The sequence below is a fragment of the Leucobacter chromiiresistens genome, from assembly GCF_001477055.1.
Taxonomy (GTDB): Bacteria; Actinomycetota; Actinomycetes; order Actinomycetales; family Microbacteriaceae; genus Leucobacter; species Leucobacter chromiiresistens_A.
Window position 1 is genome coordinate 32,753 of sequence record NZ_LDRK01000011.1, and the last position, 20,126, is coordinate 52,878.

14 protein-coding genes are annotated in these 20,126 nt (G+C 70.9%); 3 read left to right on the forward strand and 11 right to left on the reverse strand.

Annotation, left to right across the window (positions count from 1 at the left end):
- Positions 1–183: 183 nt before the first annotated feature.
- The 6 genes from NS354_RS02320 to NS354_RS02345 all read right to left on the reverse strand — a co-directional run bounded on the left by NS354_RS02320 (position 184) and on the right by NS354_RS02345 (position 6,504).
- Positions 184–1,266 (reverse strand): TerC family protein, encoded by a 1,083-nt coding sequence (locus NS354_RS02320; RefSeq protein ID WP_058593001.1) that lies wholly within the window; start codon positions 1,264–1,266, stop codon positions 184–186.
- A 236-nt stretch (positions 1,267–1,502) separates the two neighbouring features.
- Positions 1,503–3,125, reverse strand: coding sequence for a hypothetical protein (locus tag NS354_RS02325; RefSeq protein ID WP_153002087.1), 1,623 nt, complete (start codon positions 3,123–3,125; stop codon positions 1,503–1,505).
- Positions 3,122–3,757 (reverse strand): ABC transporter ATP-binding protein, encoded by a 636-nt coding sequence (locus tag NS354_RS02330; RefSeq protein WP_058593003.1) that lies wholly within the window; start codon positions 3,755–3,757, stop codon positions 3,122–3,124. The genes NS354_RS02325 and NS354_RS02330 overlap by 4 nt, the downstream gene beginning before the upstream one ends.
- A gap of 59 nt (positions 3,758–3,816) precedes the next feature.
- Entirely contained in the window at positions 3,817–4,788 is a 972-nt protein-coding gene (locus tag NS354_RS02335) for a Ppx/GppA phosphatase family protein (protein WP_058593004.1), read from the reverse strand.
- 22 nt (positions 4,789–4,810) lie between these two features.
- Entirely contained in the window at positions 4,811–5,017 is a 207-nt protein-coding gene (locus NS354_RS02340) for a hypothetical protein (RefSeq protein ID WP_082677855.1), read from the reverse strand.
- On the reverse strand, positions 5,017–6,504 hold the full coding sequence (locus NS354_RS02345) for a glycosyltransferase family 2 protein (protein WP_241490306.1): 1,488 nt from the start codon (positions 6,502–6,504) through the stop codon (positions 5,017–5,019). The genes NS354_RS02340 and NS354_RS02345 overlap by 1 nt, the downstream gene beginning before the upstream one ends.
- A 127-nt stretch (positions 6,505–6,631) precedes the next feature.
- Here NS354_RS02345 and NS354_RS13775 point away from each other — a divergent pair, with 127 nt between their 5' ends.
- Positions 6,632–7,015 (forward strand): GntR family transcriptional regulator, encoded by a 384-nt coding sequence (locus tag NS354_RS13775; protein WP_058593005.1) that lies wholly within the window; start codon positions 6,632–6,634, stop codon positions 7,013–7,015.
- A 96-nt stretch (positions 7,016–7,111) separates the two neighbouring features.
- Here the strand turns inward: NS354_RS13775 and NS354_RS02355 are convergent, their stop codons facing one another.
- The gene (locus NS354_RS02355) at positions 7,112–9,481 is read right to left on the reverse strand and encodes a glycosyltransferase family 2 protein (RefSeq protein WP_345994171.1); all 2,370 of its coding nucleotides are present in this window, start codon (positions 9,479–9,481) and stop codon (positions 7,112–7,114) included.
- Positions 9,482–9,776: 295 nt separating this feature from the next.
- On the opposite strand from NS354_RS02355, the gene NS354_RS02360 reads away from it, so the two are divergent.
- A complete protein-coding gene (locus NS354_RS02360; protein ID WP_058593007.1) occupies positions 9,777–11,453 on the forward strand; it encodes a chitinase in 1,677 nt (558 codons plus the stop codon).
- A gap of 122 nt (positions 11,454–11,575) precedes the next feature.
- Here the strand turns inward: NS354_RS02360 and NS354_RS02365 are convergent, their stop codons facing one another.
- From NS354_RS02365 to NS354_RS02375, 3 genes are all read right to left on the reverse strand, one after another.
- Positions 11,576–14,167, reverse strand: a complete 2,592-nt coding sequence (locus tag NS354_RS02365) for a DEAD/DEAH box helicase (protein ID WP_058593008.1) — start codon at positions 14,165–14,167, stop codon at positions 11,576–11,578.
- Positions 14,164–15,609, reverse strand: coding sequence for a DUF2130 domain-containing protein (locus NS354_RS02370; protein ID WP_058593019.1), 1,446 nt, complete (start codon positions 15,607–15,609; stop codon positions 14,164–14,166). The genes NS354_RS02365 and NS354_RS02370 overlap by 4 nt, the downstream gene beginning before the upstream one ends.
- Before the next feature lie 148 nt (positions 15,610–15,757).
- The gene (locus NS354_RS02375) at positions 15,758–17,665 is read right to left on the reverse strand and encodes an ABC transporter ATP-binding protein (protein ID WP_058593009.1); all 1,908 of its coding nucleotides are present in this window, start codon (positions 17,663–17,665) and stop codon (positions 15,758–15,760) included.
- Positions 17,666–17,922: 257 nt separating this feature from the next.
- Here NS354_RS02375 and NS354_RS02380 point away from each other — a divergent pair, with 257 nt between their 5' ends.
- Complete coding sequence (locus NS354_RS02380; protein ID WP_058593010.1) at positions 17,923–19,008, forward strand: NADH:flavin oxidoreductase/NADH oxidase; 1,086 nt, start codon at positions 17,923–17,925, stop codon at positions 19,006–19,008.
- Between the two features lie 197 nt (positions 19,009–19,205).
- Here NS354_RS02380 and NS354_RS02385 read toward each other — a convergent pair whose 3' ends face one another.
- On the reverse strand, positions 19,206–20,045 hold the full coding sequence (locus tag NS354_RS02385) for an SDR family NAD(P)-dependent oxidoreductase (protein WP_058593011.1): 840 nt from the start codon (positions 20,043–20,045) through the stop codon (positions 19,206–19,208).
- Between the last annotated feature and the right edge of the window lie 81 nt (positions 20,046–20,126).

Genomic DNA, 20,126 nt, shown 5'->3' on the forward strand with positions numbered 1-20,126 from the left:
GGCGAGGTTTCTCGCGAGTGGCCGGGAGTGAACGGGCCGTGAATGCGGCACGGCCCGCTCGCGAACCGGCGGTGACCATGCGTCGGCGGATCGTCGGGTCGCCGGATCGGGGCGGTGCGGCGCCGCTCGCCTGCGGATCGCTGCCGACCCGCTACCGCTCGTCGGATCGCCGCTGCCGACCCGCTACCGCTCGTCGGAGGCGCGCGGCTCCGCCGACGGCGCGTCCGCCGAGCGGGCGTCGGCGATGTCCTCGCCGGGCTCCGCCGCACGATCCCGGCGCTCCTCGAGCCGCTCGGCCGCCTTGCGGTCGCCGCGCGTCTTGCGGAGGCTCAGCACCGTCGCGACGGCGATCGTGGCGCCGATGAACGTCAGCGAGAACCAGATCGGAATCTCGGGCACCCAGAGGAGCGGCTCGCCGCCGTTGATGAACGGGAGTTCGTTGACGTGCAGTGCGTGGAAGACGAGCTTCACGCCGATGAACGCGAGGATCACCGCGAGGCCCTGCGAGAGGTAGACGAGACGCTCGAGCAGGCCGCCGATCAGGAAGAAGAGCTGGCGGAGCCCCATGAGGGCGAACGCGTTCGCGGTGAAGACGATGTACGCCTCGTTCGTGAGACCGTAGATCGCGGGGATCGAGTCGACGGCGAAGATGAGGTCGATGAAGCCGATCGCCACGATCGTCAGGAACATCGGCGTGAAGAAGCGCTTGCCGTCGAGCTTCGCGGTGAGCTTGTCCTCGTGGTAGTCGTCGGTCACGGGGATCACGCGGCGCACGAACTGCATGAACCGGCCGTTCGCGGGATCGGCATCGTGGTTCGCGAATGCCTGGCGGTAGGCGAGGAAGAGGAGGAGCGCGCCGAACCCGTAGAAGGCCCAGCTCAGATTCTCGATGAGGGCGGCGCCGATCGCGATGAATGCGCCGCGCAGGATCAGGGCGATGATGATGCCGATCATCAGCACCTTCTGCTGGTACTTCTTCGGCACGGCGAAGGCGCTCATCACCAGCAGGAAGACGAAGAGGTTGTCGATCGACAGCGCCTTCTCCGTCAGGTAGCCCGCGAAGTACTCGCCGCCGAAGTTCCAGCCCGACGTGAAGCCGATGCCGACGCCGAACAGCAGCGCCAGCCCGATGTAGAACGCCGACCAGCGGGCCGACTCCCCGATGGTGGGCTCGTGCGGTTTGCGCACGTGGGCGAAGAACTCGTAGACGAAGAACGCGATCGTGACGAGGATCGTGATGATCCAGACCAGCGGCGTGATCTGCATGGGGGCTCCTAGGGTCGTTGGAAGACACCAAGGTCTCTTCCACCTCGATCGAGACACGGATGCCGCGATCGAGGCCAATAGCCCGAAGTACATCGATGCACTCGTATTGACGGGACTACTGCGAACGGGAATACTCCCCCTGCAGCGATCACCTTACCGAATGCACGGCGAGAATGCACCGAGAATCGCCGCGGCCCGCTGCACGTTCCGAGCCGTCGTCGCTGCGAGCAGCGCGCTCAGGCGCGGCGACCGCGCCACCGACCGATGCCGATCGCGACGAGCAGCCCGATCGGCGCGACCGCGACGAAGCCCCACGCCGGTGCGTGCAGTGCGAGCGGCGCGATCGCTCCCGCGAGCGCCACGAGCAGCACGCCGTCGACCGCCCAGAGCAGCCGCACCGCTCCGCTCAGGTCGCCCGCCGGGGTCGGGATGGAAGCGAGCAGCCGGAGCGGCATCGGGCCCTTGAGCGCCGCATTCGCCCGCGCGATCAGCGCCGCGACTCCGATCGCCGCAGCGCCGAGCACGGGCGCGAGCGGCCCGACCCCGGCCACGACCGAGAACGTCAGCGCGGCGGCGCCCATGAGCACGAGCACCGCCGACAGCGGGAACGCGCTGTGCAGCAGCAGCAGATGCGCGTCGTCGACCCCGTAGAGCGGCAGATCTGCGGCGATTGCGGCGGCGTGCCGCAGGCCGTCGGTGAACGGGCCGAGCGCGGCGAACGCGAGCACCGCCCCGCCGGCCCCGAGCACGCCGATCGCCGCTCCCGGTGCCGGGGCGACGCTCGCGAGCGCCACCAGCGGGCCCGCGACCGCAACGCCGATCGCGCCGCCGACGAGGCGCGCGGGCGCACGGGCCGCGCCCACCGCGTCGCGCACGAGGAACACGCGCACCAGGCCCGCGGCAGCTGCGCCGCCCGCGCGGTCGCGCACCGCACGCACGCGCCGCAGCGCCGAGGGACGCGGCACGTAGCCGGCCAGCGCACTGCTGAAATCCATGCCGAAGGCGTGCACCGCCGACGACTCCCAGCGCGCCGCCTGCCCCTCGAGCACCGCCGTCTCCAGGCGGGCGAGCAGCGCCGGCGCGGCCGGGAGGAGCGCGAGCGCGAACGCGGCGAGGGCGGCGCCGGGCGTCGTCCACCCGGGTCCCGCATCCGGCGCCGTCGCGAGCCGCGCTGCAGCGGCCCAGGCATCCGCGATCCACCCCCACGGGGTGACACGGGCGATCTCGGGCAGCGCCTCCGTCACGCCGACGAGGATCGCGATGCCGGCGGCGATCGGACCCGCCGCCCGCGGCGCTGCCTGACCCGCGAGCCACGCGATCGCCGCGATCGCCCCCGCGCACGCGCCGACGCCTGCGCCGCCGGCCGCTCCGGTGAGCGCCGCGAGCAGCTCCGCGCCCATCGAATCGAGCCCGGCCAGCCCCGTCCCGGGCACCGCATGGCGCACGAGCAGCGCCCCGAAGCACGCTCCCGCCGCGGCCGTCACCGCGACGAGCGACCACCCCGATCGCACGACGGCCCCTCCGAACGCGGCCGCGCGCGAGTGGGCGCTCCGCGCGAGCACCGACGCGAGCGTGGGAGGGCGCAGCGCCGGCCCGCGCACCCGGCCCACGAGGAGAGCGCCGATCCAGACCGCCGCAGCGCAGATGCCCGCGATCCTCGGTGCCGCTGCACCGGTCAGCGCCTGCACCACCTCGGGGTCCGATCCTGCCAGCCACAGCGCCCGCGCCGCGGGTGCGACGCAGACGAGCATCAGCATGGCGCCGAGGTAGGTCGCGTAACGGCGATCCGCGCCTCCGCCAGCCGCCGCACGCCGACCGCGCCACAGCGCGAGAGCCTCCGCGGCGGCTCCGCGCCTCACGCCGCGCCCCGCAGCCACAGCGTGCGGCCCCCGATCCCAGCTTCCAGCGCGTCGCTGTGCGTCGTGACGACCACCGCCGCTCCGGCCGCTCGGCGACGTTCCACCGCGTCGATCACCGTCCCGATGCGGTCCGCGTCCAGACGCTGCTCGGGCTCGTCGAGCAGCAGCACCTCGCAGGGGCGTGCGAGCAGCAGTGCGAGGCCGAAGAGCTGCGTCTGCCCCGACGAGAGCTCGTGGGGGAAGCGCGCGGCGAGCGCTGCGAGCCCCAACTCGTCGAGCACCTCGTCCGCGATCCGCTCGGACCCCGACTCGCCCCGCGCCGACGACCACGTCACCGCGACGAGCCGCACATGGTCGCGCACGGTGAGGTCGGCGGCCATCGGCGGGAGCCCGATCATCGCCGCCACGAGACGCCGCACGCGCCGATCGCGCGCATGCGGCGCGAGCCCACCGATGCTGACCCGGCCGCCCGACGGCACCCGCATGCCGGCGAGCACGCGCAGCAGCGTCGACTTGCCCGCTCCGTTCGCGCCGCGCACCACCACCGCTTCGCCGGCGCGCACCTCGAACGAGGTGGTCGGGAGCAGTGTCGCGTCGTGCTCGCGCACCTCGGCATCCGCAACGACGATCATGCTCCCATCCTCGCAGAGTCGCCCGCCGCGCGGCGCCCGGCGGGCGCGCGAGCCCGCCGCTACGCCCCCGCTGCGGAGAAGTCGCGCACCGGCTCCGCACCGCGGCCATCGAGCGCGTCGATGTAGCGCAGCACGATCCCTTCGCGGAGCGCCCACGGGGAGATCGTCAGCGTGTCGACCTCGAACACCTTCATCGCGGTGCGCAGCACGACCGCGCCCGCCATAATCTGGTACCCGCGCTCCGGCGTGATGCCGGGCAGGTACTCGCGCACCGCGCCGGGCATCTCGCGCAGCGACGGCTCCCACTCGCGCAGGCCCACGTAGTGGAGCTGCGCGAGGTCGCCCGTCACGGGATCCGACGGTCCGCCCACGAGGCGCGCCAGCGAGCGGATCGTCTTCGACGTTCCCACCACGCGCTTCGGGCGGGGCCGGTCGGCGAACAGCTCCGAGCGCACACGCGAGAACTCGGCGCGAGCGTGAGCGCGCAGGCGCGATACCGCTTCGCGCGACGGCGGATCCTCAGCCAGGTAGTTGATCGTCGACCTCCCGGCCCCCAGGGGCAGCGACACCTGCACATCGGGGTACTCATCAGCGCCCTGAGCGATCTCGAACGAGCCGCCCCCGATGTCGAAGAGCAGGATCTCCCCCGCCGACCAGCCCAGCCAGCGCCGCACGGCGAGCATCGTGATCCTCGCCTCGTCCTCACCCGACAGCACCTGCAGCACGATGCCCGTCTCGCGCGTCACGCGCTCCAGCACCGCCTCGCCGTTCGCCGCTTCGCGGATCGCGCTCGTCGCCGTCGAGATCAGGTCGTCGACGCCGATCTCGCGGGCGGTCTCCGCGCACTCCCGGATCGCCTCCACGATGCGGGCCACGCCCTCCTCGACGATCGCGCCGTCGTCGTCGAGATACCGCATGAGCCGCAGCACCGACCGCTGCGAGTGGAACGGCACCGGGCTCGCGCCCGGGTGCGCATCGACGACGAGCAGGTGAACGGTGTTTGATCCGACGTCGATCACTCCAAGACGCATGGGCCGAGTCTACTGGGGATCCTCAGTCGCTCGCCTCGGGGTAGATGCTGCGCGTCTCCGTTCTCCGATTGCGCCCGCTGCCCTTGCGGCCGAACCTGATGACCGGAACGAGCTTCGAGACGCCGAGCACCACGTAGATGAGCGTATTGATCGCGACCACCGTCGCGAAGACGCCGAACCACTCCGACGAGAGGATCTCCTCCGGAAACAACAGCCCCGTGCGATGCATCAGCGCGCCTCCTGCTCAATGGCGCTCGTCGAGCGCTCCGAACGATGCTCCACGTGCTTCCAGGTCGGCACGCGCCCGAGCGAGATCTCGAAGACGCCCTTCAGGAACGCGAGGTTCAGGAAGCAGTCGTACACGAGCTCGGGGAAGACGAGCACCGCGAGCGCTCGCGCCCGCCACCCGCCCCGCCACACCGTGACGACGCGCTCCACGGCGAAGACCAGTCCGATTCCCAACCAGAACGGGAACCACACCCAGGTGTCCATCGCGGCGATCATCAGGAACATCAGGGCGAAGTACGCGAACAGCGCGAACACTCCGTACCCGATCGCGATCTGCTGCGCCCAGTACCGGACGGTCTGCGGCGTCACCCCGTACGCGCCGAGGTTCTCGAGCGCGCCGCGCTGCCACCGCAGACGCTGCGCCCAGAGCATGCGCCAGGTCGGCATGAGCTCCGTCGTCACCTGGCACTCCCGCGGCGACACCATGAGGCCGCCGAGCGACTTGATGGCGATCGTCAGCTCGTTGTCCTCGGTGAGCGCGAACGTGTCGTACACCTCGCCCAGATTGCCGGGGATCGACGACCCGCGAGCGTTCGCGACCTCCCGCAGCGCGACCGACCGGAACACCGTGCCCGTGCCGGTGAGCACGAACACTCGCCCCTCGCGCCGCTCGATCTCCCGCTGATAGCGGAAGTACTCGTTGCGCTGGAACTGACCGAGCACCCCGTGCCCGGCCTCGCCCCGGAAGAGGCCGCCCACCGCCATGAGCGCCCGGTCGGCGGTGAAGCGCTGCACCGCCGTCGCGAGGAACCCGGGGCTCAGCTGCGTGTCCGCGTCCATGACCAGGACCGTGTCGTTGTCGCCCATGTGCGGCAGCTCCCGCGCGAGCACCTGGTTGAGCGCGCCGCCCTTCTTGTGGGTGTTCCCCTGCGTCTCGAACACCTCCGCACCGGAGCGCCGCGCGACGCCGACCGTGTCGTCGGTGCAGTTGTCTGCCACGACGATCACCCGATCCGGCACCCGCTCCTGCAGACGCAGCGAGGCGAGTGTCGCCGGGAGCGACGCCTCCTCGTTGTGGGCGGGGATCAGCACGGTCACCGTGATCTCTCCCGCGAAGACGCCGCGCGAACGCGCCATGATCGCCTTCGGCGCGAGCGAGCGCTTCACCACCTCGAGCGGGGTGCGCCGATAGCGCCGCGACACGGTGCGCTCGGTGATCACGACGATCAGCACGAAGGCGATCGCCGTCGCGAGCGCGATCCCCAGCACTCTCGGGGGCGGCAGCTCGGCGTTGTACATCACCGTCCAGGCACCCGCCAGCGTCAGCCGCTCGGGCTGCCAGATGGACTCGGGGTGGGACAGATCGACCCCCCACACGAGCACTGCCACCGCGGCCAACACGACCAGAATCACGAGCAATCCCACGAACCGCTGGAAGAACTCCCGCACGACGACCCCCTCCGCCTCTGCGCGGCGGCCGTACCCCACAGCCGCCGCATCGCGTCTCCAGTTGTCGCACCAGTCTAGGGCAGAGCGCAGGGGCGGCGCGCGTGGCCCCGGGCTCAGGGGATGTCGGATCAGCCGTACCGCGCCGCGGCACGGTTACCCTGAGGGTGTGAGCGACGCAACCGAACTCTTCACGATCGATGCCGCCTCGTCGGAGCCGCCGTATCGTCAACTGCACGATGCCGCCGTGCGGGCCGTCGCGGACGGGCGCCTCTCCCCGGGCGCGAAGCTGCCGACCGTGCGGGGGCTCGCAGCGCACCTCGGAATCGCGGCGAACACGGTCGCTTCGGCGTATCGCGCGCTCGAGGCGGACGGCGTGATCGAGGGGCGCGGGCGCTCGGGCACCTTCGTGTCGCTCGGCGAGGATCCCCTCGACGCGGCCGCCCGGGGCATCGCCCTCGAGGCGGCCGAACGGCTGCGATCGCTCGGCGTGACGGGCGCCCGCGCCGAGCGGCTGCTCACCGAGGCCGTGCGGGGCGCCGACGCGGGGTGATTCTCCCGGGCTCGCGCGCTCCGAGCGCTCCGTGCGCTCGCGGATCCTTGCGCTCCCGGGCACCCGCGGCCCCCGGCGCACGAGCCCCGGGGGCGCCTACGTGCGGGCGCGCTTCGGCGGCGTGCCCTCCTCGGCTGCCGGAGCGATCACGGCGGTGACGTCGGTCGTCGTGCTCGGCGCGGCGAGCGTGACCTCGTCGACCGCCGCCCGCGATCCGCCGCCGCTGCTCAGCTCGGCGACCGCGGTCACCTCCTTGCGCACCCCGCCCAGACGTCGGCGGCGATCGCTGGATCGGGCGAGATCGCGGCGCAGGCGCCGGTCGCCGTGGTACAGGATCGCCTGCCAGTTCACCTCGGCGTCGGGGTCGACCGGGCTCTTCCGCTGCGCCTTCGGCGGCTTCGGCACGACGTACAACCACCCGACGATGCCGAGCACGGCGTCCACGATCGCGGCCCGCAGACCGATGTAGGAGACCGCCGCCCAGGTCGCCATGATCGCGTTGAACGCCGCGAATACGAAGTTGCCCCAGTTGCCGAGCGTGAAATCGCGGTAGGCGGTGAGCACCGAGAAGGCGATGATGACGAACGGGAGGATCACGTAGATCGCGGGCGACGCCGTGCGGCCGGTCACCTTCGGGGTCCGGGCGAAGGGGATCTTCTCCCCCGTGACGCCCTGCTGCATCGACTTCAGCACGCCGGCGAGGTTCACGGGGAGCAGCACCAGGTTGAACCCGTAGATGCGGAAGATGTCGCTGAGGCGGTGCCCGCTCGCCCGCAGGTCGAGCGCCTGCGAGATGAAGTAGGGCAGCGCGGCGGCCACGACGAGCGGGCTCAGCAGGCGCGAGTCGAACGGGAAGAAGAGCAGGAAGAGCAGCCCGAAGCTCGCCCAGGCGAGCGACGACATGTAGTTCGTGCGGAGCAGCTTCTCAGTGAGGCGCACGCGAGCCGGGGTGCCCTTGCGGATGCGGATCATCTCGAACATCTTCGGCATGATGAGCAGGCCGCCGTTCGCCCACCGCCGGCGCTGCACGATGAGGGAGCCGAAGTCGGGCGGCGTCGCACTGTAGCTGAGCCGCTCCGGGTAGTTCTCGAGCGACCATCCGTGCGCTCCGAGGTCGATGCTCGACTCCGTGTCCTCGATCACGGTGCGGTCCTGCACGTAGGTGGTGATCTCGAACCCGCCGACCGTCTCGGTGACCGCGATGTCGGCGAGCGCAGCCTTCCGGATCACCGCGTTGGCCCCCACCCAGAAGGTGGCGTTGAAGTACGTGAGGCCCTGGTGCTGGATGTGCTGCAGGTCCGTGGTCGCACCGGCGATGCGCTCGATGCGCGTGGGCGCGCCGCGGAACGAGGAGTACGGCGTCTGCGTCACAGCGACGCGCTCGTTCTCGGGCTGCTCGAGCAGGTACACGAGGCGCACGCAGTAGTCGCGCAGCAGCTGGGAGTCGGCGTCGAGCGTGAGCAGATACCGGCTGTCGGGGATGACCAGATCCGGCTCCGCCCCGTCGCGGTCGCGCAGCGCTTCCAGCAGTCGCACACCGGTCTCGTCGGAGACCCGGTAGCGGCCCCCCATGAGCGAGATGTACGAGTTCAGGTTCATCGCCTTGTTCGGCTCCTGCGAGAGCGACGCGTACTTCTTGCGCTCGAAGAAGCTCATGTCGGCGCTGAAGATCCACACGAGGCGGCGGTACAGCTGCTCGAGCCGCTCCCGATCCGGGGATCCGCCCTGCTCGTACGCGGCGTTCAGCGCGAGCCGGGTGAGGCGCAGATCGTTCGACAGCCCGAGCAGCACCTGCTCGGCGAAGAACTCGGCCATGTGGTCTTCGATCCGCTCCGACGCGGCGAACTCGTCGAGCCACTGCGCGGCTGCGGCGTACGCGTCGGCAGCCCGCTTCGCGTCGTCCGGTCCCGGCACCTCGGGTGCCGTCTCCGCGAAGACGCGCATCGCCTCGCGCGCCTGCTGCAGGGGCGCCTCCAGCGCCACCGCGATCTCTCCGAGCAGCCCGCGGGTGCGGTTGAGTCGGTCGAGCGCCTCTCCCGTCAGCCCGGCCTCGCGGTCGTCGATGAGCAGCACGACGCGCACCGAGGGGAACTCCTGGAGCGCCGCCGACCAGAGCGTGTAGCGCACCACCTCCGGCTCCTCGTCGTAGCTCGGGATCAGCACGGTGACATCCGAGTCGGACTCGGCGAAGTGCTCGTCGATCAGCGCGCGCTCGACGCGCCGGTGCTCGCGGAAGCGCACGAGGGCTCCGTAGCGGGCGGTGAGGTACATGAGCGCCGAGAAGGTCAGCGCGGTGACGGTGAGACCGTAGATCCACGTCTGCACGTGGAAGACGAACGACTCGGTCGGCCCCTCGATGACCATGCGCACGATCGTCGTGATCATGTAGAAGAACCAGGCGAGCACCGTGATGACGATGGCGGCGCGCGCCCAGACGACAGCGCCGCCGCTCGGTCGCGAATGCATGATCGCGAGCGGTTCGGAGCGGCGCTCCGCTCCCCATTGCCGGCGCCGCGACGACGCCACTGCTGCTTCAGCCACCCGTACCCCCGTTTGCCACCTGTGCCCGCAGCCCGATCCACCCACGGACGTGTGCTGCACTCGGGGGTCGCTTCGCGGGTGAATCCTCCCAGACGAGTCGAATCGAGTTCGCCATGGGACAGCGCGTTGGCGCTCGTATAGCATAACTGATGGCGGAATCCGCTACAGGTGGTATCCCAGACCCGTCGGGCGAGGGCGTGGGCGCGGGCGAGGGGCTGTCATGGCGAAGTGGTATCCGGGCAGGAAGCTGTCTCTGACGCGGCTCAGCATCGTGCTGGTCGTGATCGGGGGTCTCATCGGCGGAGGCGTGTACGCCTGGTCGCGGGTGCAGGACGTGCAGGTCGCGTCCGAGCGCACCCCCTGGTTCGACGCCTACGTGGACGTCACCGCCACCCCCGCCTTCCCCTTCGAGTCGCCGGGCGAGGACGGGCAGAAGAACGTGGTGCTGTCGTTCATCGTCGCCGATCCCGACGACGCGTGCACGCCCTCCTGGGGCGGGTACTACGGTCTCGACGCGGCGGAGAGCGCGCTCGACCTCGACCGCAAGCTGCAGCGGCTGCGCAACCTGGGCGGCTCGGCGATGGTCTCGTTCGGCGGGCAGGCCAACCACGACATCGCGTACGAGTGCGAGGACGCGGACCGGCTCGTGGAGGGCTACACCAGCGTGGTCGATCGCTACGACCTGGCGAGCATCGACATGGACATCGAGGGCGCGTTCCTGGCCGACGAGGACGGCATCGCGCGGCAGGCCGAGGCGATCCGCACGGTGCAGGACGCCCGCGAGGACGGGCTCGACGTGTGGCTGACGCTGCCGGTCGCCCCCGACGGCCTGACGTTCGAGGGGCTGCAGGCCATTCGCGCCTACCTCAAGGCGGGCGTCGACCTGGCGGGCGTGAACGTCATGACGATGAACTTCAACTCGGAGTCGGAGCGGGACTTCTCCCCCGCCGTGGAGAGCAGTCTGCGCGCGACGCAGTCGCAGCTGCGCTCGCTGTACCAGGAGATCGACGCCCCCATCGGCGACGCGACCGCGTGGAGCCGGGTCGCGGCGACGCCCATGATCGGGCAGAACGACACCCGCAAGGACGTCTTCACCCTGGCCGACGCGGAGCGGCTCTCGGCGTTCGCCGACGAGCAGGGCATGGCGCGCATGTCGATGTGGTCGCTCAACCGCGATCAGCAGTGCTCGGCGAACTGGCCCGACCCGAAGCAGGTCTCCGATTCGTGCAGCGGCGTCGTGCAGGAGCGGGGCGACTTCTCGAAGATCCTGCGCGAGCACCGCTCCGGAGCGATCTCGCAGGTTGCGGAAGCCGTGGAGAGCGACGGGCCGGTCGAGCTCGTCGAGGACGACCCTGAGACGAGCCCGTACCCCATCTGGACCGAGACCACCGCGTATCCCGCCGAGACGAAGGTGGTCTGGCACCGCAACGTGTACGAGGCGAAGTGGTGGACGGAGGGCGATCAGCCCGACCTCGCCGCGGAGAACGGATCGCAGCCCTGGCGCCTGCTCGGCCCCGTGCTGCCCGGCGAGAAGCCGATCGAACGGCCCGAGCTGCCCGCCGGCGCCTACCCCGCCTGGGATGCGTCGCAGGAGTACCGCCGGGGTGAGCGGGTGCTGTTCGACGGCGACGGGTTCGAGGCGAAGTGGTACTCGCGCGGCGACAGCCCCGACGCGGCGCTCGTGCAACCGCAGGATTCGCCGTGGCGCGCACTCACCGATGCCGAGATCGCCGAGGTGATCGGGTCGTCGAACGAGGCGTCGACGGGAGCGAACGGATCGGGCGCCGCGGTGCGGGCCGACGCGTCGAGCGACAGTGCCGGCGGCGGAGCGAACGACGGCGGCTCGGGCGCCGACGGGTCGGACGCCGACGGCGGCTCGGGCGCCGACGGGTCGTAGGCGCCGGGCCGGGGGTCGGTCGCCGACGGGTCGGAGGCGCCGGGCGGCGGTTCCGGCGCATCCGGGCCGGTGAGGATCGCGCAGCGGGTCCGGGGCTCGCGGCTCCGGGCCCGCTGCGTCGTTCACTCCGCGAACGGACCGACGCGCTCCACGCGCACGACGGGTTCGCCCTCGGCTTCGGATTCCGCGAGGTCGACGGACCCCTCGATCGCCCAGTCGTGGTCGCCGCGCGGGTCGAGCAGCACCTGCCGGAAGCGCCAGAACCCCTCGGGCGCACTGCTGCGGTCGAGTTCGAGCAGGGACGCGGCGCGCGCGTCGGCGTCGATGCGGATGTCGTCGTACTCGTCGAAGTAGCGGGCCAGGGCGTCGCGCCACTTCTGCTCGCCGAAGCCGCGTGCCGCGTCGAGTTCCGCGAGCTCGCCGTAGCGCTCGAATGCGGCGGCCTGCACGCGCCGGAAGAGCGTGTTGCGCAGCATCACGAGGAAGGCGCGCTGATTCGTGAGTACGGAGCGCGTGGGCGGTGCGAGCGCTGCAGCGGTCTCGGCACCGTCGGCTTCGAGGCCGAGCAGGGCGCGCGCTCGCCTGAGCGCCTCGGGATCGGGGTTCGACAGCTCCTCCCACTCGTCGATCAGACTGGAATCCACCTGCCGCACGAGCTCTCCGAGCCAGTCGATGAGCTCCTCGAGCTCGGGGCTCTTCGCACGCTCGGGCACCGTGCGCTCGATCGCCCGGAACGCGTCGCTGAGATATCGCAGCACGCCGCCCTCCGAGCGGCCGAGCTGATAGAACGAGACGAGGTCGCGGAAGCCGAACGCGCGCTCCACCATGTCGCGCACCACCGACTTCGGCTGGAGTGCGAAATCGCGGGCCCACGGCACTTCGGCGACGTACGCCGCGAACGCCTCGTCCAGCAACTCCTTGAGCGGCTGCGGGTAGGTGACCGCTTCGAGCAGCTCCATGCGCTCGTCGTACTCGATGCCCTCGGCCTTCATCGCCGCGACGGCTTCGCCGCGTGCCCGGTGCTCCTGGGCGCGGAGGATCGCGCGCGGGTTCTCGAGAGTGGCCTCGATGATCGAGATCACGTCGAGCGCGTACGTCTCCGCATCGGGGTCGAGCAGCTCGATCGCCGCGAGCGCGAACGGCGACAGCGGCTGATTCAGGGCGAAGTTCGCCTGCAGTTCGACGGTGAGGCGCAGCAGGCGCTGGCCGCGCTCGTCGACGTGCACCTCGACGATGCCGCCCTGCCGCAGGGTGCGGAAGATGGCGAGCGCCGTGCGAGCGTGCGCGAACTGCGCGGGCCGCGGCTCGTGGCTGTCGAACACCAGGGTGCGCATCGTCTCCAGCGCCTCCCCCTCGCGCGTCTCACCGCGCCCGATGACGCCCAGCACCATCGCGTGGGTGACGCGCATGCGGCTGACGAGGGGTTCGGGCTGCGAGCCGACGAGCTTCTCCAGCGTGCCCTCGCTCCACGCGACGAATCCCTGGGGCGGCGACTTCTTCTTCGCCGGCTTCGCCTTCTTGCCCCCGGTCGCCTTCGCGGCGGCTTTCGCGGCTGCCTTCGCGTTCTCGACCTCGTGCTCGGGCGCGAGCGCGACGACGTCGCCCTCCGTGTCGAACCCGGCCCGCCCGGCTCGGCCCGCGATCTGATGGAACTCGCGGGCGGAGAGCCGCCGCATCTTCTCGCCGTCGAACTTGGTGAGCGCGGTGATGACGACGGTGCGGATCGGGACGTTGATGCCCACGCCGAGCGTGTCGGTGCCGCAGATCACGCGGAGCAGACCGCGCTGCGCGAGCTGCTCCACGAGGCGCCGGTAGCGCGGGAGCATGCCCGCGTGGTGCACGCCGATGCCGGAGCGCACGAGGCGCGACAGGGTCGAGCCGAAGCCGGTGGAGAAGCGGAAGTCGCCGATGGCCGACGCGATCTCGTCGCGTCCGGCGCGATCGACGATGCGGATGCTCGAGAGCGCCTGCGCCTGCTCGACGGCGTGCGACTGGTTGAAGTGCACGAGGTAGGCGGGCGTCTGCCGGTCTTCGATGAGCTGCTCCACCACCTCGTGGGCCGGGGCGACCTCGTACGAGAACGTCAACGGCACCGGTCGTTCGACGCCGGTGACGAGCGCGGTGTCGCGACCGGTGCGCCGGGAGAGGTCGTCGGCGAGCTCGGAGACGTCGCCGAGCGTGGCCGACATCAGCAGGAACTGGGCGTCGTGCATGAGCAGCAGCGGCACCTGCCACGCCCACCCGCGATCGGGCTCGGCGTAGAAGTGGAACTCGTCCATCACCACCTGCGTGATGCCGCCGGCCGAGCGGTCGCGAATGGCGAGATTGGCGAGGATCTCGGCGGTGCAGCAGAGGATCGGCGCGTCGGGGTTGATCGATGTGTCGCCCGTGACCATGCCGACCCGGTCCGCGCCGAACACGTCGACGAGATCGAAGAACTTCTCGCTCACGAGCGCCTTGATGGGTGCCGTGTATACGGTGCGCCGCCCTTCGGCGAGGGCGATGAAGTGCGCTCCGATGGCGACGAGCGACTTCCCGGTTCCGGTCGGAGTCGCGAGGATCACGTTGCTGCCGAGCGCGATGCCGAGCACCGCCTCCTCCTGCGCGGGGTAGAGGCGGAGCGCGCGCTGCTCCCACGCCCACTCCTCGAAGGCCGCGAACGCCTCGTCCGATTCGTCGAAGTGCGTGCCGTCGAGTACGGTTCCCAGGCTCATGCGCGTGCGCTCCCGCTCTGCTCGGCGCCCGCAGCCGCGTCCGCGTCCGCGTCTCCGCGTGCGAGTTCGGCGAACTTGCGCTGCATCGTCGGGTTGCCGCGCGTCAGCTTCTTGATGGTGACGCCCTGCGCCTTGTCGTTCGCGAGTCGCAGGTTGTTCTCCGATTTCAGCAGGTTGTCCTTGACCTTCTGCATCTCGGCGATGGACGTGTCGATGCGCTTGATCGCCTCCTGGAACTGGCGGGAGGCGAGATCGTAGTTTCGGCCGAATGCGTCTTTGAAGCCGTCGAGCTCGCTCTCGAAGTGCGTGATGTCGATGTTCTGCGACTTCACCTGCTCGAGCTCGGCCTTGACCTGCGCCGAGTTGAGGGCCGCATTGCGCAGGAGCGTGATGAGCGGGATGAAGAACTGCGGCCGGATCACGTACATCTTCGGGTACCGGTGCGAGACATCCACGATGCCGCCGTTGTAGAGCTCGCTCTCGGGCTCGAGCAGCGACACGAGCACGGCGTACTCGCAGCCCTTCTCACGGCGGTCCTTGTCGAGCTCTTTCAGGAAGTCCTCATTGCGGTGCTTCGACGCCGTGCCGTCGGCCTCGTTCTTCATCTCGAACATGATCGACACGATCTCGATGCCGCTGACGTCGCGATCTCTGAAGATGAAGTCGCCCTTGCTCCCCGTGCGGGCGTCATTGTCCTTCTCGAAGTAGGCGTTCGGGAACGCGGTGGCCCGGATCTGGTTGAAGGTCACCTCGCAGTGCTGCTCGAGCGTCTCGCCGACCATCTTCGTCGACAGGCGCGCCTTGAAGTCTTTGAGCCGCTCGATCTCCCCGTCGCGGTCCTTCAGCTGCAGCGCGTGGTGCTCCTTGAGCGAGCGCTCCGCGAGCTGCTTCTCGAGGGCGGCGCGCTCCAGTTCGTTCTTGAGCTCGTCGCGCTCCCGCGCGACGGCGCTCACGGCTTCTGAGAGCTCGAGCTTCTGGGCGAGCTCCATCGAGGCGATCCTCGCGCGGAGCTCCTGCAGCTCGGTCTCCCGAGCGACCGCCTCCTGCCGTGCTGCAGCCTCGAGCTTCGCCTCGGCGAGCGCGATCGCCGCCTCCTGCTCGCGACGGGCCTGCTCGAGCTGCCCCGCGAGCGCATCGCGATCCTTCTCGACCGCGCTCAGCGCTTCGGCGACCGCGAGCTTCTGCGCGGTCGCGCTCGCCTCCACGCGCGCCTGCAGCTGCTGAATCTCGGCGTCCTTCTCCGCTGCGGCCCGCTGCAGACGTGCGGCGGAGTCGGCCTCGGCGAGCTGCAGTGCTTGGCGCTTGTCCTGCTCCGCGAGCACCAGGCGCTCGTGCAGCTGCGCCTCGAACTCGCTGTCGCGCACCTGTTTCACGATGTCGGCGTAGCCCGCCTCGTCGACGGTGAACGCCCTCTGGCAGTGCGGGCACATGATCTCGTGCACGGGAGCCTCCTTCACGAACTCACGAGCGGTCTCCTGGCGAGCACCGGGAGCGCTGCCGGGCGGCCGTCGAGCGTTCGATCGGCGACGGCGGCACACGTCAAGACTGGCACAGACCGCCGACATCGACGGCGGCGGGAGCGGGGAGCCCTCACCCGATGACGTCGAACTCCCGCATCAGCTTGCGCCGGGACGCCGCCGGCGACGCCTGCAGCGCGAGCAGCTCCGCGTAGATGCCGCCCGACACCGCGAGCTCGGCCGGCGTGCCGATCTCATCGATGCGGCCGTCGCGCAGCGTGACGATGCGGTCGACCTCCGCGATCGTCGACAGGCGGTGCGCGATGATGAGCGTCGTGCGCCCGGCCATCAGCGCCTCGAGGCCGGCCTGCACCAGGCGCTCCGACTTCGTGTCGAGCGCCGACGTCGCCTCGTCGAGCACGAGGATCGGGGCGTCCTTCAGCATGGCGCGCGCCACCGCGATGCGCTGCTTCTGCCCGCCCGAGAGCTTGACCCCGCGTTCGCCGATCAGCGTGTCGTAGCCGCGTTCGAACTTCTGCACGAACCCGTCGACCGCCGCACGCCGGGCCGCTTCCTCGATCTCCTCCCGCGTCGCATCCGGCCTCCCGTACGCGATGTTCTCCGCCACGGTGCCCGAGAACAGCGCGGGCTCCTGGAAGACGACGCCGATCCTGTGGCGCAGCGCGTCGAGATCCGCCCCCGCCCCGGCGACCCGGATGGCTCCCGATCGCACGCCGTAGAGCCCCATCAGCAGATTCGTGAGCGTCGTCTTGCCGCCGCCCGACTCCCCCACGAACGCGACCCGCTCCCCCGGCGCGATGTCGAACGAGACGTCGGAGAGCACATCGGCGTCGTCGTCGTACCCGAAGTGCACGCCCTGGAACGAGATCGCGGGCGGCGCCGCACCGGCATCGGCGGCGGCGGAGGCGGCAGCAGCAGAGGCGCGGGGTGCGCGGGGTGCGCCGGGTGCGCCGGAGGGCGCGTCCGCTTCCGTCGGCCGCGATCCGCCCCCGTCGACTGCAGCCGGGTCGAGGTCCATCACCTCGAAGTACGACTTCGAGCCGGCGATGGCCCGCTGCGCGGTGTCGACGACCCAGCTCAGGCTCGTCACCGGCTGGCGCGCCATCGCCATGAGCTGCACGAGCATCACCATCTCGCCCAGCGAGAAGAACCCGAGCACGGTGCGCACGAAGATGATCGCGTACAGCCCGAAGAAGATCGCGTGGAGCACGCCCTGCCGCAGCGCGTCCATGCGGTGCCAGTGCCTCGACTGCTCGGCGGTGAGCGACTCAGTCGCCCGGAAGCGGCTGTCGAAGGCGTCGAGCTCGCGCCGCTCGCTCACGAACGACTTCACCACCCGCATCTGCCCCACCACCTCGGCGAAGCGGCCGGAGGCGACGTCGACGTGCACGTTCTTGTCGCCCTCGAGGCGCTGCCACCTGCGGCTCGTCAGCGCCGTCAGCCAGAGGTACACGGGGTAGGCGATCGCGAGCAGCACGGCGAGCGGCCAGTAGTACCACGCGCTGATCGCGAGCACGGCGATGGTGGTGAGGATCAGGGTCACGAACATGTTCGAGAACGACTTCATGAAGTTCGTGATCTCGGAGATCGATCGGTTGAGCCGCGCCACGATGGTGCCGGTGAGCTCGTTGTCGTAGTAGCGCTGCGGCAGCGCGAGCAGCTGCTCGAAGTAGCGGGTCGACAGGATGGTGCGCATCTTGGCACTCATCACGTCGCCCCAGTACCCGCCGATGTTGCCCACGCCGGCCTCGATCAGGCTGACCGCGAGCAGCGCGACGGCGAGCAGGATCACCGATGCGATCGTCGTCTGCACTCCGCCCGAAGCGGAGTCGGCACCACTCGCTGCGCCGCCCGCCGCGCTCGCCGCACCCACCGCGGACGAGATGACGTCGGTCGCCCGACCCGTGATGAACGGCACGGCGAGGCCGGCCGCCGTCACGACGACCGCGGCGAGCATGATGCCCGCGTAGTACGGCGCGAGCGTGCGCGTGAATTTCAGGATGCGGATCAGCACGGTCACGTCGGGCGGGCCTCCATCGATGGTGTCGGAAGGTGCAACGTACCACTTCCCGCACTTCTTCCCGCACGGCTCCTCGGCGGTCCGCGCCGCCGCCGCTGCCGCGTTCCACGAGCGGGGTCGGTTTCCGTGCGTGTCGGGCATCCGACACGCACGCGAAGTGACCCCGCTCCCGCTCCCGGGAGCGGGAGCGAGAGAGGGAGAGGGAGCGAGGGGGTCGGACGCGGTGATCCCAGGCGGCGGGAGTAGGCTCACTGGCTATGGCTGATCCGCTCCTCTTCCGTCCCTTCACGCTCCGCGATCTCGAGATCCGCAACCGACTGTGGGTGGCGCCGATGTGCCAGTACTCGGTCGACACCGAGGACGGGGTCGTCGGCGACTGGCACCTGCAGCACCTCGGCGGCTTCGCCCGCGGGGGCGCCGGGCTCGTCTTCATGGAGGCGACCGCGGTGACCCCCGAGGGCCGCATCAGCCCGCGCTGCCCCGGCATCTGGGACGATGCTCAGCTGCCCCCGCTCCGGCGCATCGTGGAGGCGGCGCACGCGCACGGCGCGAAGATCGGCGTGCAGCTCGCGCACGCCGGGCGCAAGGGATCGACCCACCCGTCGCTGCCCGGCTTCCCCGAGGGATCGGTGCCCGCGGCGGAGGGCGGCTGGGAGACCGTCGCGCCGTCGGCCGTCCCGTTCGGCGACTACGCGACGCCCCGCGCCCTGGAGACCGCCGAGATCGCCGATCTGGTGCAGGCCTTCGTCGACGCTGCGAGCCGCGCCGTGAGCGTCGGATTCGACGCCGTCGAGATCCATGCCGCCCACGGCTACCTCGTCCACGAGTTCCTCTCGCCGTTCTCGAACGAGCGCACGGACGAGTACGGCGGCGACCTCGCCGGGCGGGCCCGACTGCTGCGCGAGATCGTGCGCGCGGTGCGAGCCGAGCACCCGAGCCTGCCGATCGTGGTGCGCCTCTCGGCCACCGAGTGGATCGACGGCGGCTTCGACGGCGCCGAGGCGGCCCGCGTCACGGAGTGGCTGGCGGAGGACGGCGCCGACCTCGTCGACGCGTCGACGGCGGGCAACACCCCGGGCGCGCCGATTCCGGTGGGCCCCTCCTACCAGGTGCCGCTGGCCGACGAGCTGCGCCGCACGGGGGCGCTCCCCGTGGGCGCGGTCGGACTCATCACGAGCGCGCAGCAGGCCGAGGGCATCCTCGCCACGGGGCAGGCCGACGTCGTGTCGCTCGGCCGCCCGCTGCTCGCGAACCCGCACCTGCCGATCAGCTGGGCGCACGAACTGCGCGCACCGGCGGCCGAAGCGCTCGTGCCGCCGCAGTACGCCCGCGCGCGGTTCTAGCAGGTCGCGCTGCCACGGCCCGGAGGTCGGGCAGAGACGGCCTCCGGCGGTCGGGTCGCGCCGAGACCGCGCCCGACGCGCTGCTCGGTGAGCCATTCGGCGTCGGTGAGCAGGAACCCGCGCCTGCGGTCTCACCGGAGCCGAAACGCTCACCGAAGCTTCGGCCCGGGAGCGCAGGGATGCGGTGCTCGAGCGTCTCAGGGAGTCTCGCCCACGAGGGCGAGCGACTGCTCCCAGAGCTCGCGCGCGAGTTCGGGATCGTGCACCTCGGGGCTCACCTTCACGGCGATGGCCCGCGATTCGTAGTAGGCGCCCGGCGTGAACGTCGACCCCGGCGTGCCCTCGGCGAGCCAGACCAGCTGATCGGCTCCGGCGTCGGCGCTGATTGTGAAGAGGCGCTTGAGCGGGGTGTGGTAGACGAGCCGCATGAGGTGGGTCGTGTCGCTCGCGAAGCTGCTCGCAACGACCCCCGGATGGAAGGCGACGGCCGAGATGCCCTCCGCGCCGTGCCGGCGCTGCAGCTCGGCGGTGAAGAGGATGTTGGCGAGCTTGGCGTTGCCGTAGGCGCGCTGCGGCGCGTACCGCCGCGCATTCTGCAGGTCGGCGATGTCGAACCGGCTGAACGCGCGCGCGGCGAGGCTCGCCGTCTGCACGACCGTCGCCCGGCCCGCGACGAGCGCGGGCATCAGCAGACGGGTGAGGAGGAACGGGGCGAGGTGGTTGACCTGGAAGGTGAGTTCGTGCCCGTCGACGGTGACGGTGCGGTCTCCCATGATGCCGCCGGCGTTGTTCGCGAGCACGTCGATGCGGTCGTGCTCGGCGAGGAGCGCTGCGGCGAGCGCGCGCACCTGCGAGAGGTCGGCGAAGTCGGCGAGGTGGAACGGCGCTCCGAGTTCCGCGGCGATGGCGCGCGTCTTGTCAGGCGAGCGTCCGACGAGCACGACTCGGTGCCCGTCGCGGTGCAGTCGCCGCGCGGCTGCGGCTCCGATGCCGTCGCTGGCTCCGGTGATGACGATGGTTCTGCCGTTCGCGTGCATGGGTCCAGGGTAGCGATGCGCGCCCGCCCCGCCCGGCCGCGATTCGTCGGCCGGGCGGGGCGGAGCGGAGCCGGGCGGGGC